The 13671-nt window shown below is 39.3% G+C and carries 13 protein-coding genes; 7 read left to right on the top strand and 6 right to left on the bottom strand.

The window, feature by feature from the left end; all coding sequences use genetic code 11:
• The first annotated feature begins 113 nt into the window (after positions 1 to 113).
• A complete protein-coding gene (locus MKY06_RS03430; protein ID WP_013081728.1) occupies positions 114 to 263 on the top strand; it encodes a hypothetical protein in 150 nt (49 codons plus the stop codon).
• Positions 264 to 266: 3 nt separating this feature from the next.
• A complete protein-coding gene (locus MKY06_RS03425) occupies positions 267 to 1028 on the top strand; it encodes a DUF3813 family protein (RefSeq protein ID WP_098321937.1) in 762 nt (253 codons plus the stop codon).
• A gap of 37 nt (positions 1029 to 1065) precedes the next feature.
• Here MKY06_RS03425 and MKY06_RS03420 read toward each other — a convergent pair whose 3' ends face one another.
• The gene (locus tag MKY06_RS03420) at positions 1066 to 1905 is read right to left on the bottom strand and encodes a YitT family protein (protein WP_025749916.1); all 840 of its coding nucleotides are present in this window, start codon (positions 1903 to 1905) and stop codon (positions 1066 to 1068) included.
• Between the two features lie 256 nt (positions 1906 to 2161).
• On the opposite strand from MKY06_RS03420, the gene MKY06_RS03415 reads away from it, so the two are divergent.
• Both MKY06_RS03415 and MKY06_RS03410 read left to right on the top strand, forming a co-directional pair.
• Positions 2162 to 3022, top strand: a complete 861-nt coding sequence (locus tag MKY06_RS03415) for a DegV family protein (RefSeq protein WP_013055379.1) — start codon at positions 2162 to 2164, stop codon at positions 3020 to 3022.
• 52 nt (positions 3023 to 3074) lie between these two features.
• Positions 3075 to 3206 carry a DUF3941 domain-containing protein gene (locus MKY06_RS03410; RefSeq protein WP_013055378.1) on the top strand — a complete coding sequence of 44 codons (132 nt, stop codon included), beginning with the start codon at positions 3075 to 3077 and terminating at the stop codon, positions 3204 to 3206.
• A gap of 34 nt (positions 3207 to 3240) precedes the next feature.
• On the opposite strand, the gene MKY06_RS03405 is transcribed toward MKY06_RS03410, so the two are convergent.
• Positions 3241 to 4104 carry a CvfB family protein gene (locus tag MKY06_RS03405; protein WP_013055377.1) on the bottom strand — a complete coding sequence of 288 codons (864 nt, stop codon included), beginning with the start codon at positions 4102 to 4104 and terminating at the stop codon, positions 3241 to 3243.
• A 255-nt stretch (positions 4105 to 4359) separates the two neighbouring features.
• Between MKY06_RS03405 and MKY06_RS03400 the strand changes: the two genes are divergently transcribed.
• From MKY06_RS03400 to MKY06_RS03390, 3 genes are all read left to right on the top strand, one after another.
• Positions 4360 to 4851: a YajQ family cyclic di-GMP-binding protein gene (locus tag MKY06_RS03400; protein WP_013055376.1), complete on the top strand. Its 492-nt coding sequence runs from the start codon at positions 4360 to 4362 to the stop codon at positions 4849 to 4851.
• Between the two features lie 140 nt (positions 4852 to 4991).
• Positions 4992 to 5855, top strand: a complete 864-nt coding sequence (locus MKY06_RS03395; protein WP_013055375.1) for an SDR family oxidoreductase — start codon at positions 4992 to 4994, stop codon at positions 5853 to 5855.
• 104 nt (positions 5856 to 5959) lie between these two features.
• On the top strand, positions 5960 to 7372 hold the full coding sequence (locus MKY06_RS03390) for a sigma-54 interaction domain-containing protein (RefSeq protein ID WP_340960233.1): 1413 nt from the start codon (positions 5960 to 5962) through the stop codon (positions 7370 to 7372).
• A gap of 27 nt (positions 7373 to 7399) precedes the next feature.
• On the opposite strand, the gene MKY06_RS03385 is transcribed toward MKY06_RS03390, so the two are convergent.
• From MKY06_RS03385 to pruA, 4 genes are all read right to left on the bottom strand, one after another.
• The gene (locus tag MKY06_RS03385) at positions 7400 to 8818 is read right to left on the bottom strand and encodes an amino acid permease (protein WP_013055373.1); all 1419 of its coding nucleotides are present in this window, start codon (positions 8816 to 8818) and stop codon (positions 7400 to 7402) included.
• A gap of 23 nt (positions 8819 to 8841) precedes the next feature.
• Positions 8842 to 10521, bottom strand: coding sequence for a M20/M25/M40 family metallo-hydrolase (locus MKY06_RS03380; RefSeq protein ID WP_194758031.1), 1680 nt, complete (start codon positions 10519 to 10521; stop codon positions 8842 to 8844).
• Positions 10522 to 10624: 103 nt separating this feature from the next.
• Positions 10625 to 11830, bottom strand: a complete 1206-nt coding sequence (locus MKY06_RS03375; RefSeq protein ID WP_194758032.1) for an ornithine--oxo-acid transaminase — start codon at positions 11828 to 11830, stop codon at positions 10625 to 10627.
• Between the two features lie 23 nt (positions 11831 to 11853).
• A complete protein-coding gene (gene pruA, locus MKY06_RS03370; protein WP_013055370.1) occupies positions 11854 to 13401 on the bottom strand; it encodes an L-glutamate gamma-semialdehyde dehydrogenase in 1548 nt (515 codons plus the stop codon).
• Between the last annotated feature and the right edge of the window lie 270 nt (positions 13402 to 13671).

Here is a 13671-nt window from a genome sequence, read left to right as displayed (position 1 = left end):
TTTTTGAAAAGCAAGGTAAATTTTTATCGCTATCATTTTTTTTATTTAGCACACACTATAACCGACACTTCTTAAGGTGTCGGTTTTATTTATATTACGAGGAGGAATTTATGATGGGCAGAGGCAATCGATCAAAACGTTTTGTGAAACAAGGTGCAGACGCAGTTCAAAAACATGATGAACGAATTCCTTATCATATGACTATGGCAGAGGCAGAAGCATTTCAAGCTCAGCAGCGCCAAACTCCTCATGGAGGACAGTAACTTATGAAAAATTCACTTTTTGGTCAAGTAAAAGACGCGATTCGAAATGCAGTATCCGGCCATTCAGAAGATCAGCTTCACCGTCAAAAGCACGGCAATGGTGAGCTTGATATTTCAGAAGGCGTATTAAATAGTATTGCTTCTAACGCTTCTCCTGAGGAGCAAGAGCAGCTGAAGCAATTCCAAAACTCATTGCATCAAGCGTATGATACAGATGGAGAATCACATTCACAAGAGAAAAGCGCAGACATTACGTCTGATACGCTGTCTCATATCGTTCAGAATGCTTCTCCAGAAGAGAAGGCACAGCTTGAACAGCTTCAAAACACTTTAGAAGGCGGTCAGTCTCACGCTCACGGTAAAGCTCCCACGTCCAGTGAAAGCGTGGCAGCTGATATATTATCTCATGCACAGCAAAATGCTTCTCCCGAAGAAAAGAGCCAGCTTGAACAGCTTCAAAGCACTTTAGAAGGCGGTCAGCCTCATGCTCACGGTGAAGCTCACACGTCTAGTGAAAACGTAGCAGCTGATATGCTGTCTCATGCACAGCAAAGCACTTCTCCTGAAGAACAAGCTCAGCTTCAGCAGCTTCAGAATACATTGGGAGCTGCTGGTCAAAATCATCAAACGTCTCAAGCTCATACGTCTGCAGCTTCTGATGAAAACATTGCAGCTGATATGCTGTCTCATGCGCAGCAAAATGCTTCTCCTGAAGAACAAGCTCAGCTTCAAGAACTTTCTAATGACTTAAAAGGTACACATTAATACAAAGGGTCCAGGTAATTAATACCTGGACCCTTTTTTAATCCTTGCGAAACAAACCAAAGATTCCCGTTGTCTGAACGATATTAGTAAATGCTTTAGGATCTACCTCTTTAATCACTCGTTCCAAGTCAAATAATTCATATCTGGTCAAAACAATCATTAGCATTTCTTTATCTTCGTTTGTAAAGCCGCCTTTAGCCGGCACCGCCGTAATCCCTCGCACGAGTTTGGCGTGAATCGCCTTTCTTAGCTCCACTCCTTTTTTCGTTACGATCATTGCTGTGAGTTTGACATGACGCGTATGAATAACATCAATGACGCGAGTAGTTGTATAAAGCGTCACAAGCGTATAGAGTGACTTCTCAGCCCCATATAAAAGACCTGCTAGCACGATAATAATTGCGTTTAATATGAACATATAAGTGCCAATTGGTCGGTCTTTTACTCGAGACAAAATCAGGGCAATAATATCGAGCCCACCAGTTGAAGCTCCAAATTTTAACGTAATTCCTACCCCTACCGCTAAAATAACGCCTCCAAAAACTGCGTTAAGGATGATGTCTTTAGAAAGTGCTTGAATAGGAATAATTCCAAGAAACAAAGTTGTTGCAGCAACGCTGATAAAGCTGTAAACAGTAAATGACTTCCCAACTTTTTTCCACCCTAAAATAGTTACAGGAATATTTAACAACAACAGCAGCACTCCCGTGGAAATAGTAAAAGGGGTGTAATCTGTCACGATACTCGAAACAAGCTGCGCTACTCCTGTAAAGCCGCTCGAATATACATTAGCAGGTATCAAAAACAAGTTGAGCGCAAGCGCATTCAATAATGCTCCTACCAAGACGACTATCGCTTTTTTTGTTTCAAGCCACATATTCAAATGACCGACCTCCGCTTTTTTAAAACTTCTTACTCTCCTATACCCATTTATAAAATGAATAAAGTCAGCATCTTTAAAATAGTTAGTACATATAGTATGTACGATTTGGCAGAATTAAAAAAACTTATTCAAAAATTGTATTTTCCTCAAAGTGCTTATACACTAATACTATGTCGTATATAACGCTTCTCAATGTTTATACATCAAATTCATTTAATATTTTATAAATGCAATTAGGAAGGTGACATTTATGTCAATTAAACTTTTAACCGATAGTGCAAGCGATTTGCCTTTATCCTTTTTTCAAGAAAATAACGTTGGCTTTTTACCGCTTCGCGTAAGCCTGGATAATCAAGAATTTTTAGATCTACAAACGATTGAACCAGCTTCTGTCTACGAAGCCATCCGTAAAGGCAAGATGCCAAAAACATCTCAAGCGGCTCCAACTACTATGTATGAAGTCTTTGAGGACATAGCTAAATCAGGTGATTCTTGCGTTTATTTAGCTTTTTCTTCAGAATTATCCGGTACATATCAAACAGCAATGATGATTCGAGAAGAACTCCTAGAAAAGTATCCCGATTTCCAATTAGAGATAATCGATACGAAATGTGCATCTCTTGGCCAGGGAGTAGTTACTTATTATGCAGCACAATTACTACAACAAAACCTCTCACTAGTAGAGATGACAGAAAAAATAAAACAATACGCGCTGCATATGGAACATATTTTTACGGTCGATGACTTAGATTTTCTTGCTCAAGGAGGACGCGTGAGCAAAGCTTCTGCTTTTGTAGGAGGTCTGCTTAATATTAAACCGCTGCTTCATGTGGAAGATGGAAAATTGATTCCAATCGAAAAAATCCGCGGCCGTAAAAAAGTATTTAAGCGCATGCTTGATGTAATGGAAGAGCGAGGAAAAAACCTCTCTTCTCAAACCATTGGAATTAGCCATGGAGATGATTTAGAAACAGCTCTTCAGCTGAAAGAGATGATTCAAGAACGTTTTGGAACCAAACATTTTATTATTAATATTATTGGTGCAGCCATAGGTTCTCACTCTGGCCCAGGGACGATTGCAGTCTTCTTTTTGAACGAAACCATCGAATAATTTAAAGAGGTCAGGGCATTCTAAAGGTACGATCAAAAAGGGGTGTATCACAATGCCAAAAACGAGCGATAACGATAAAAAAGCAAAAGATAATAACGCAAAGCTTCACGAAAAGAATCTGCAAGCTAAGCATAACCGTGAGCTTGGAAAACATTCATTTTCTAAAAAAACTGATCACTTATAAAAAGAAGCCGCTGAATTTTCAGCGGCTTCTCCTTTTAGTTTTCTTCTTTTTTAAAATATGTCCATCCTTCTTCTTGATAAACTTTTCCTTCTTTCATCAGTTTACCAAGCGCACGTTTGAACGCAGCTTTACTCATATTAAAGCGCTCGCGAATATCTTCCGGATAGCTTTTATCCCAAAATGGCATAACGCCACCGCGGCTTTCCATGTAATCGTATAGTACTTGTGCATCTTCATCCATGCTTTCTTGCTTGCGCGGAAGAAGCGATACGTTTAGCGTTCCGTCTTCTTTTACATTAATTACGCGGCCTGTTACATACGTACCAAGCTTTGGTTCTTTGCGTCTCTCGCTTTCATGAATAAATCCAACATATCCTTCATCTGTCATAATAAATGAACCTACGCGCAGTACGCGATAGATGTATCCGCTCACTTCACGATTAAAAAGTTCGGGCGGAGCATCTAATGCCATTGCTTTCATCACATCGTCTGTAGCAATTTTTCCGTACATCTTACCGCGCTTTGAAATCTTCATTGTACAGTAAACCTTGTTTCCGACTTCTGGCCACAGATCTTCTAGCGCAGGTAAGTCTGTTGAACCAATTAACATATCTTTGTTCATGCCGATATTTACAAACACGCCCAAACCTGGATTAACATCTACGACCTCGACCCACTCATAAACACCTTCTTCAACAAGAGGTAAGTGCATCGTTGCCGTTAAACGGTCATGCTGATCAAGGTATAGAAAAACTTCTACTTCTTCTCCTTCAGCAAGTTCTCTTGTTGTTTCATTTTTATGTAGCAAAATTTCTTCTTCACCTTCTGCTAACATATAACCAATCGGCGTTTCCCGGTTTACTGTTAAATACGCTTTCATCCCAGCTTCTACATTCATCGTTCTATCCATCCTTTATATAAATTAGTAGTGACTATTCCGTCACCACATACCTTCTCACTTTGCATCGAACAGCATTTTAAATTTCAAATCAACTTAAATGCATGCATTGTTTAAAAAAGCTGCTTCTATAGCTTACAACAAAAAGCATAACTTGTATTGTATCAATTACCGGCTCTCTATTCAATATCAGTTGTATACAGTTTGTGTTTTATTTATAATAAAAGAACAAACTCTTTACATATGGAGGTTATTATGGCTAAAGATAGTTCATTTGACATTGTGTCACAAGTCGATTTATCAGAGGTAACAAACGGCATTACCATGGCAACAAAAGAAATTAAAACCCGCTACGATTTTAAAGGCAGTAAAAGCGAAATCTCGCTTGAAAACGAAGAGCTTGTTCTTATTTCTGATGATGAATTTAAGCTTGAACAGTTAAAAGACGTACTGATCTCTAAGCTTATTAAACGCGGCGTACCTACACGCAATATCTCATATGGAAAAATTGAGAACGCATCTGGAGGAACGGTTAGACAACGCGCCAAGCTAATTCAAGGTATCGACAAAGACAACGCTAAAAAGCTAAATACAATTATTAAAAATACTGGTTTAAAAGTAAAAAGCCAGATCCAAGATGATCAGCTTCGCGTAAGCGGTAAAAATCGTGATGACCTGCAGCAAATTATTTCAGCTATTCGCAGCGCTGATTTACCTATTGACGTACAATTTATTAATTACCGCTAAAAAAATGGATGCCCCGGCATTCATTTTTTCTTTTAAAGCCTTTTTTTATTCGTTCAGGCTTATTCCTATGCATAGATACACTTTCTTAACAAATACTAGTATACGCTTACATACTCATATTAATTAAGGAGTGTATACCAATGAATCAAAATCAAAAACAAAACTTCCCTCCTCAGCATCAGCAAACTCAGCCAGGTATTGAGAAAGATATGCATCCAATCCCTACCTCTATCGCTCCAGACTATAAGGCAAGCGGAAAATTACAGAACAAAGTAGCCATTATCACCGGAGGAGACAGCGGCATTGGACGTTCCGTCGCTTATCATTACGCTAAAGAAGGCGCAAATGTTGTCATAACCTATCTTAATGAACATGATGATGCAAATGAAACCAAAAAACAAGTTGAACGAATGGAAGCTTCTTGTTTATTGCTTGCTGGTGATATAGGAGATGAGCATTTTTGTCAAGAAGTCGTCTCAAAGGCCATTCAGACTTTCGGAAAAATAGACATCTTAGTCAATAATGCAGCTGAACAGCATCCTCAAAAAAGTATTACGGATATTACGACTGAACAGCTTACTCGTACGTTTCAAACGAATATTTTTTCAATTTTTCATCTCACCAAAGCTGCATTGCCTCATTTAAAACAAGGAAGCGCTATTATTAATACAACGTCTGTGACAGCTTACCATGGGCATGATCAGCTGATTGATTACTCTTCAACCAAAGGTGCTATCGTTGCTTTTACACGTTCTTTATCAGCTTCGCTCGCAACAAAAGGCATTCGCGTAAACGGCGTAGCTCCGGGACCCATTTGGACACCTCTTATTCCGTCTACGTTCGACGAACAGCAAGTTGCGACATTTGGGTCTAATACACCTATGAAACGGGCAGGACAGCCTTCTGAGCTCGGACCGGCCTATGTATACTTGGCAAGCTCTGATTCTTCTTATATGTCCGGGCAAGTTCTGCACATTAATGGGGGATCCATTGTAAACGGATAACATTTCTCTTCGGTCATTCATTTATTTTTATGTGGAAACACTATCAGAATTCAGTTATTTTTGTTTAAATAGAGATATGAACACCGCTAAAGGAGAGTATTTGAATGACCGATACATTAAGCACTCTTAAACATATATATGAAACCATTTTAAATAAAGTCGATGCCGGTATCCATGCGGTCGATGAAACAGGAAAAACTATTATTTATAATGAAAAGATGACAAAGATGGAGCTGATGGATGAACAAGACGTTTTACATAAAAACTTGTTAGATGTGTTTATGTTCAAAGAAAATCAGCAAAGCACACTTGTACAGGCGCTGCAAAAAGGAAAAGAAACGGTTAACGTCAAGCAAACGTATTTCAACAATCAAGGACAAGAAATCACGACGATTAATAATACCTTCCCTATTTTAAAAGACGGGGTCATTCAAGGAGCGGTTGAAATTGCTCAGGACGTGACGAAACTAGAGCGTCTAATCCGGCAAAACATTAGGCAAAAAGGAAACACACGCTTTACGTTTGATAGCATCATCGGAAGCAGTCAAGCGGTTCACGATGTGATTGAAGATGCCAAGCGTGCAACTAGAACTCCTTCTTATGTCTTAATTATTGGAGAAACAGGCACAGGGAAAGAACTGTTTGCTCAGAGCATACATAATGGCAGCAGCCGCTCTTCTGCTCCTTTTATTTCACAAAACTGTGCTGCGCTACCGGATAATTTAATTGAAAGCCTTTTGTTCGGTACGAAACGCGGAGCTTTTACAGGTGCAATGGATAATCCTGGTCTTTTCGAACAAGCGCAAGGAGGCACATTACTGCTAGATGAAATCAACTCGTTAAACCCAAATCTTCAGGCTAAGCTTCTTCGAGTGTTGCAGGAAAAAACCGTACGAAGAATTGGGGATACAGTGGACAAACCGGTTAACGTTCGAGTGATCGCGAACATGAATGAAGATCCAATCGATGCAATTGCAGAAAACCGATTACGCAAAGACTTATATTATCGACTTGGCGTCGTGACGCTTTTTATTCCTCCTCTTCGTGAACGAAAAGAAGATATTATTGAATTGACAAAGTTTTTCATCAAAAAATACAATGATTTGTTTCAGATGAATGTAAAAACCGTAGATCACCAAGTCATGTCTTCTTTTCTCTCTTATGAATGGCCAGGGAACGTACGGGAATTAGAACACATTATTGAAGGTGCAATGAACTTGGTAATGGACGAAGATGTTATTCACTATTCTCACCTTCCTTTCCAATACAGAACGAAGTTCCAGCTAAAGCAGCATGAACATTTTGAAAATAAAGCAAGCAGTGACGCACCTTCTTATCCAAGCGCTTTTCACCCTTCTCTTCCTTTAAAGGAACAGCTGTTAGCGTTCGAAGCAGAATGTATTAAACAAACGCTTGAACAACACAGACACAACATCTCAAAAAGTGCTAAGATACTAGGGCTGACCAGACAAAGCTTGCAGTATCGTATGAAACGATTAAACATCCGCTCTAAATAAAAAAGAAGTGCACAGTGCACTTCTTTTTTATTTTGCTTTATAAACCGGTGAATCCGATTGTTTTTGATCAATATTTTTCTTGATTCCTACGTGATAATACACGTAGAGTACAATGATTAAAGGGACACCACAGTAAAGACCAATTCGTTGATCCGGAATAAAAATTAAGCTGATTAATACAAGTCCATACAAACAAAAACCTAGAATAGGAACGAACGGATAAAGCGGCGTTTTAAATTTCAGTTCCTTTATGTCTCCTCCTTCCGCTAAAAAACGACGGCGGAACATAAATTGAGAGGCACAAATGGACATCCAAACAATAATGGTCACCATTCCTGAAATCGAAATAAACCAAAGATATACGGTTTCAGCAGCCACGATGCTTGTAATCAACGAGCACCCTGAAATAATCATTGTCACAATTAATGCGTTAATTGGAACACCTTTTGAAGATAATTTCTTCAAAGATTTTGGCCCCATATTGCTGTTTGACAGTGACCAAAGCATACGAGAAGCAGCATAAACGCCGGAGTTCGCCACTGATAGAACGGCTGTTAAAATGACAAAGTTCATGATATCCGCTGCGTATGGAATGCCAATTTGATCTAATACGGCAACAAACGGACTTTCAATGACGCCTGCTGTTTTGTATGGCAGAATAGAGACTAAAACAAACATAGCTAACACAAAGAAAAACAGCGTTCTCCAAATGACGTTTCGAATAGATCTCGGCAACGTTTTCTCAGGACTTTCACTTTCTCCTGCTGCAATGCCGACAAGCTCCGTTCCTTGAAACGAAAAGTTAACCGTTACTAAAGTCAATAGAACTGCCAGTATTCCATTTGGAAAAAGACCTGCACCTTGCGTGAAATGCGAAAGAAACGGTGCGGGTTCTCCTCCCTTGAAGTCGATAAAACCAAAGACAGCAGCTCCTCCAATTAAAATAAATAGAATAATAGCCGTAACTTTAATACTCGAAAACCAAAACTCAGTTTCAGCATAGCTTCGAGCAGAAAGAGCGTTAATTAAAAATGTAATGACGCCAAAAATCAAGCACCAAGACCATACAGGTACATCAGGAAACCATCTCTGCATTAAAATTCCTGCTGACGTAAATTCAAGCCCTGTCGTATTTGCCCAGCTGAACCAGTACAGCCATCCAATCATAAAGCCTGTAGAAGGTCCTAAAAACCTTGTAGCGTATTCTTGAAAGGAACCTGAAACCGGCATTGCTACCGCTAGCTCTCCTAAACAAAGCATAACTAAGTACATGAGGAAGCCGCCTATTATATATGCAAGAATGGCTCCTCCCGGCCCTGCCTGGCTAATAGTAAAACCCGAACCTAAAAATAGGCCTGTTCCAATCACGCCTCCTAACGCAATCATAAATAAATGTCTGCTTTTCATTGTTCTCTGTAATTGGTTTTGTTCTGTATGTCTATTCATCGGTACCTCCGTTCTTCATTTTCTTATATGTGGTTTGTACAAGCATTCCTACTTTTTAGCATCTGAACAGTTGTTTCTTGAATCAACTTAGGAAGAACTCCGAACGAATAAGGCTTATACACTCGCTCTGTCCACTTATGTCCGTCTTTCCCATATACTCCTATATTGATGGACGGAATATTTAACTCTCGAATTTCACGGAAAGGAATCGCCCCTGCAATCCCCCACCCCGGAAAGTTACGTGTAAAAGCATCGATTTCCTCATCTGTCTCATGAAGAGATAAAAAGCTGCCATCTGCTAGGTAGGGAAAAAATTTTTTAAACTGAAACGTCTCTCCCGTCTGTTTTCCAACCTTCTCCACAGCTGCTTGCAAGGGATAAAGAAGCTGCTGATCTCTGCTTTCGTCTTTCTTCAAGTGATTATGAGGCAAGTAAGGCGGTGCAAAAAAGACAATTACGCGCGGACTTTGATGCGGATCTAACTTTTGAAGTTCTTCAATTACTTTAAAGCACCTTGTTCTAAGTTCTAAATGCGCATACTGTTCGAAAGCTCGTTCAATACAAGCCTGAGCATTTATCCCTTTTTGATCCAATTCTTCCAGGTAATCTTCCAAACTCACAACATCCACTTTCCAAGACAAGTTTCGCTTTGGTAAATTCGTTCTCCGAACAAAAAGTTCGTAATAATCAGAAAGTTTTTTCTCCACTTTTTCACATGCTTCGATTGATAATCCAATTAATTGACTCATCACTTCTTTTGCCGTTCGTTCATAGATGAAATAGTTAAAATACAAATGACTGCTTACAGCAGTTTGCACATTATAAGCCTCTTTATTATCTCGTTGATACAGACAGGAAGGTGGCAGTACCAGCTCTCCTTCAATATTTTCAGCTAGATTAATATTGTTATGGATGCTTCCCGTAATCTCAGATGCAATCAAATTAGGATCTATACCAGCAAGCGTATCTCCTACGTGTACCTCCCTTCCGTAAATATAAAAACATGGAAGCAGTTTCCCAGCGGCTCCTGTATAAATATAGCGCGTGGAATCTCCATCGTAAAGAGGTGTAATAAAGTCGGTATTAATCGCTGCTACATATGAAAGATTTTTTTCTTTTTTCAAACGGTTCAGTTCAGAAACAGCAGAAATAATTCCAGCATGCTGACTTTCCTCATCTGGGTTGACCATAAAAAGGACGTTTCCTTCTAATTTATTTGGATGCTTAGTAAAATGCAGCACATTGGCTAAATGTACAGCAATTCCACTTTGCATATCAACGGCTCCTCTTCCAAACATCCATTCACCTGAGCGAGCATCTCGCTGTACATCTTCATTAATGTTATGCATAGAGAAATAGCGCTGAAGTTCTTCTGGGTCTAATGCTATGTCTTTTAATGGACCAAAATCTTCAATGCCAACCGTATCTAAGTGAGCGTGATAAATCATTGTTTGAGCATTTTTTTTGCTGCCTTGAATAAAAGCAAATACATTTTTTCTACCTAGCGTATCGCCATTAATTTTCTGTTCCCAAACGTGAAGGGGATTTTCTTTGAAATAAGGAAAACTTTGAAGCGTGTTTTTAATGAAATCAGCAATCTTTACTTCGCCGCTTGTCCCATTGATACTTTTGATTTTCACTAACGCCTTTGTTAAACATTCAACTTGCTCTTCCATGCTTAGCTGTGAGAGTTGGATATACACTTCTATTCCTCCTGCCTATCAAATAAAAACGTCATTTAGCTGCATATGAATAAAAATAGTACGATATATACATATCGTACTATTTTTATTTATTTTAAACCGATTACTCAGCAAATACTTTTTCAATTCGTTCAATTGCCCAGTCTAACTCTTCTTTTGAAATCGTTAGCGGCGGAGCAAAACGAATAACCGTACTGTGCGTTTCTTTACAAAGCAAACCTTGGTCTTTTAATTTTTCACAATAAGGACGAGCTTCTTCGTGTAATTCTACCCCGATGAATAGACCTCGGCCGCGCACTTCTTTAATAACTGGATTGCTTAAGCTTTGGAGCTTCTGCTTGAAATAAGAACCTAATTCTAATGAACGCGCTGGAAGTTCTTCATCTTCAATTACTTCCAAAGCAGCTAATGATACGGCACAAGCAAGCGGGTTTCCTCCAAATGTTGAACCATGAGAGCCAGGGTTAAAGACACTTAAAATGTCTTCGTTAGCGACTACGCAAGAAATAGGGAAAACTCCTCCTCCAAGCGCTTTACCTAAAATCAGCATATCTGGTTCTACGCCTTCCCAATCACAAGCAAACATTTTGCCTGTACGCGCTAAGCCAACTTGGATTTCATCAGCAATAAATAGCACATTATGTTCTTTACATAAATCAGCTGCAGCTTTTAAGAAGCCTTCTGGAGGTAAAACGATACCTGCTTCACCTTGAATTGGCTCAATTAAAAATGCGGCTGTATTTGGTGTAATAGCAGCTTTTAACGCTTCTAAATCACCATAAGGAATGGTTTGAAGCCCTGGAAGCATCGGTCCAAAACCACGTTGATATTCTGCTTCAGACGATAAGGAAACAGCTGTCATTGTACGACCGTGGAAGTTGCCCACACATGCGATGATTTGTGCTTGATTTTCAGGAACGCCTTTCACATCGTAAGCCCAGCGGCGTGCAGCTTTAATGGCTGTTTCCACCGCTTCTGCTCCCGTATTCATTGGAAGAGCCATATTTTTATTTGTTAATTTACAAATCTTTTCATACCATGGACCAAGCTGATCATTATGAAACGCTCGTGACGTTAACGTTACTTTATCAGCTTGACGTTTTAATGCTTCAATAATTTTTGGATGACGATGTCCTTGGTTAACAGCGGAATAAGCACTTAGCATATCCATATATTTATTATTTTCTGGATCATGTACCCATACGCCTTCTGCCTTTTCAATTACAATCGGCAGCGGATGATAGTTGTGTGCCCCAAATTTTTCTGTTTGCTCAATGATTTTCACCGTTTTTTGTGTTTCAGTTGTCATATTTACTCCTCCTTATTTTCCAATTAGAATGTTTCAGATGTTGTTTTTGCTTGCATGTGAAGAACAAGATAATCCGGTCCGCCTGCTTTTGAATCCGTTCCTGACATATTAAATCCGCCAAAAGGCTGGTAACCAACAATCGCTCCCGTACATCCTCTGTTAAAATACAGATTTCCAACATGGAACTCTTCACGAGCGCGCTCAATATGCTCGCGGTTGTTTGATAATAAAGCGCCTGTTAATGCATATTCTGTATTGTTTGCAATCTCCATCATATGATCAAAATCTCGCGCTTTAGAGAATGCTACTACCGGACCAAAAATTTCTTCTTGCATGAGACGAGCTTTTTCATCTACATCCGCAAAAATAGTTGGCTGAATAAAGTATCCAGTTGAATTGTCTGCTTCTCCTCCCGCAACAAGCCGTCCTTCTTCTTTTCCAATTTCAATATACGATAATACTTTGTTATACGACGCCTCGTGAATAACAGGTCCCATATAAGTTGAAACTTCTTCCGGGGTTCCAACAGTTAATGTTTTTGTTAGCGCAACTGCTTTTTCAAGCACTTCATCATACACATCTTGATGCACAACAGCACGCGAACCAGCGGAGCACTTTTGCCCTGCAAAACCAAATGCAGAGTATACGATTGAAGAAGCAGCTAAATCAAGATCCGCATCTTTGTCTACAACCACCGTATCTTTTCCCCCCATTTCAGCAATAACGCGTTTTAGCCATTTTTGGCCCGGCTGTACTTTTGCTGCTCTTTCGTAAATGCGGCAACCTACTGCGCGCGAGCCGGTAAATGAAACAAAGCGTGTTTTTGGATGTTCAACTAAGTAGTCACCGATTTCAGGTGTAGCACCAGGAATAAAGTTTAATACGCCTTTCGGTAAACCTGCTTCTTCCATTACTTCTACAAATTTCGCTGCTACTACAGGAGTGGCATCAGCTGGCTTTAATAAAATCGTGTTGCCTGTTACGATAGCTGCTACTGCTGTTCCAGCCATGATAGCTAACGGGAAGTTAAATGGTGAAATGATAATACCTACGCCAAGCGGAATATAATTGTACTGATTATACTCACCGTCTCGACTCTGTACTGGAGAACCATCTTTTAACGTCAGGACTTGACGTGCATAGTACTCTAAAAAATCAATTGCTTCTGCTGTATCAGCATCTGCTTCGTTCCAAGGCTTTCCTGCTTCTTTTACAAGATAGCTAGAAAATTCATGCTTTCTGCGACGGATGATGGCCGCTGCACGGAAAAGAATATCTGCTCGATGTTCTACTTTCCATTTTTTCCACGTTTCAAAAGCTTTTAAAGCTGACTGCATCGCTTGCTCTGCTAGATCTTTATTTACTGTAGAGACATATCCAATCACTTCTTTTATATTCGCTGGGTTAACAGACGTAATTTTCTCTTCAGTTTCCACTTTTTCACCGTCGATCACAAGTGGGTACGTTTTGCCAAGCTGTGTATTTACATATGTTAATGCTTCTTGAAATGCCTTTTTATTGTTTTCTTCCTTAAAATTTGTAAATGGTTCATGAGAATAAGAAACTACCATGATATATACCTCCTAGTATGCAAATCTTTGTTTACTTTATAGTTATGCAAATAGCGTGCCAACTTTTAATAAAACTTTACAGCCTATTTGTCATCAAGGTTTTCACCACTTATATCATTCTTTCTTTCTTTTTGATAAAGGAAAAAATAATTGGCATGTGTATATTTTTTTTGCACTTCAAACGCCAATATCTTTGGCATAAAGAATATATTGAGACATACCTAAATCAACCCAATCAACAGCTAAGAAGCAGCTACCTACGTTTACCCT

The organism is Priestia sp. FSL P4-0332 (assembly GCF_038005845.1).
Lineage (GTDB): Bacteria > Bacillota > Bacilli > Bacillales > Bacillaceae_H > Priestia.
The sequence above is the reverse complement of the archived record's forward strand: the minus strand, read 5'-3'. Positions and strand labels throughout refer to the sequence as shown.

What these genes read in the sequence shown, in the direction of transcription:
- MKY06_RS03430 (WP_013081728.1), top strand. Translation starts at nt 114, where the DNA reads ATGGGCAGAGGCAATCGATCAAAACGTTTTGTGAAACAAGGTGCAGAC.
- MKY06_RS03425 (WP_098321937.1), top strand. Translation starts at nt 267, where the DNA reads ATGAAAAATTCACTTTTTGGTCAAGTAAAAGACGCGATTCGAAATGCA.
- MKY06_RS03420 (WP_025749916.1), bottom strand. Translation starts at nt 1,905, where the DNA reads ATGTGGCTTGAAACAAAAAAAGCGATAGTCGTCTTGGTAGGAGCATTA.
- MKY06_RS03415 (WP_013055379.1), top strand. Translation starts at nt 2,162, where the DNA reads ATGTCAATTAAACTTTTAACCGATAGTGCAAGCGATTTGCCTTTATCC.
- MKY06_RS03410 (WP_013055378.1), top strand. Translation starts at nt 3,075, where the DNA reads ATGCCAAAAACGAGCGATAACGATAAAAAAGCAAAAGATAATAACGCA.
- MKY06_RS03405 (WP_013055377.1), bottom strand. Translation starts at nt 4,104, where the DNA reads ATGAATGTAGAAGCTGGGATGAAAGCGTATTTAACAGTAAACCGGGAA.
- MKY06_RS03400 (WP_013055376.1), top strand. Translation starts at nt 4,360, where the DNA reads ATGGCTAAAGATAGTTCATTTGACATTGTGTCACAAGTCGATTTATCA.
- MKY06_RS03395 (WP_013055375.1), top strand. Translation starts at nt 4,992, where the DNA reads ATGAATCAAAATCAAAAACAAAACTTCCCTCCTCAGCATCAGCAAACT.
- MKY06_RS03390 (WP_340960233.1), top strand. Translation starts at nt 5,960, where the DNA reads ATGACCGATACATTAAGCACTCTTAAACATATATATGAAACCATTTTA.
- MKY06_RS03385 (WP_013055373.1), bottom strand. Translation starts at nt 8,818, where the DNA reads ATGAATAGACATACAGAACAAAACCAATTACAGAGAACAATGAAAAGC.
- MKY06_RS03375 (WP_194758032.1), bottom strand. Translation starts at nt 11,830, where the DNA reads ATGACAACTGAAACACAAAAAACGGTGAAAATCATTGAGCAAACAGAA.
- pruA (WP_013055370.1), bottom strand. Translation starts at nt 13,401, where the DNA reads ATGGTAGTTTCTTATTCTCATGAACCATTTACAAATTTTAAGGAAGAA.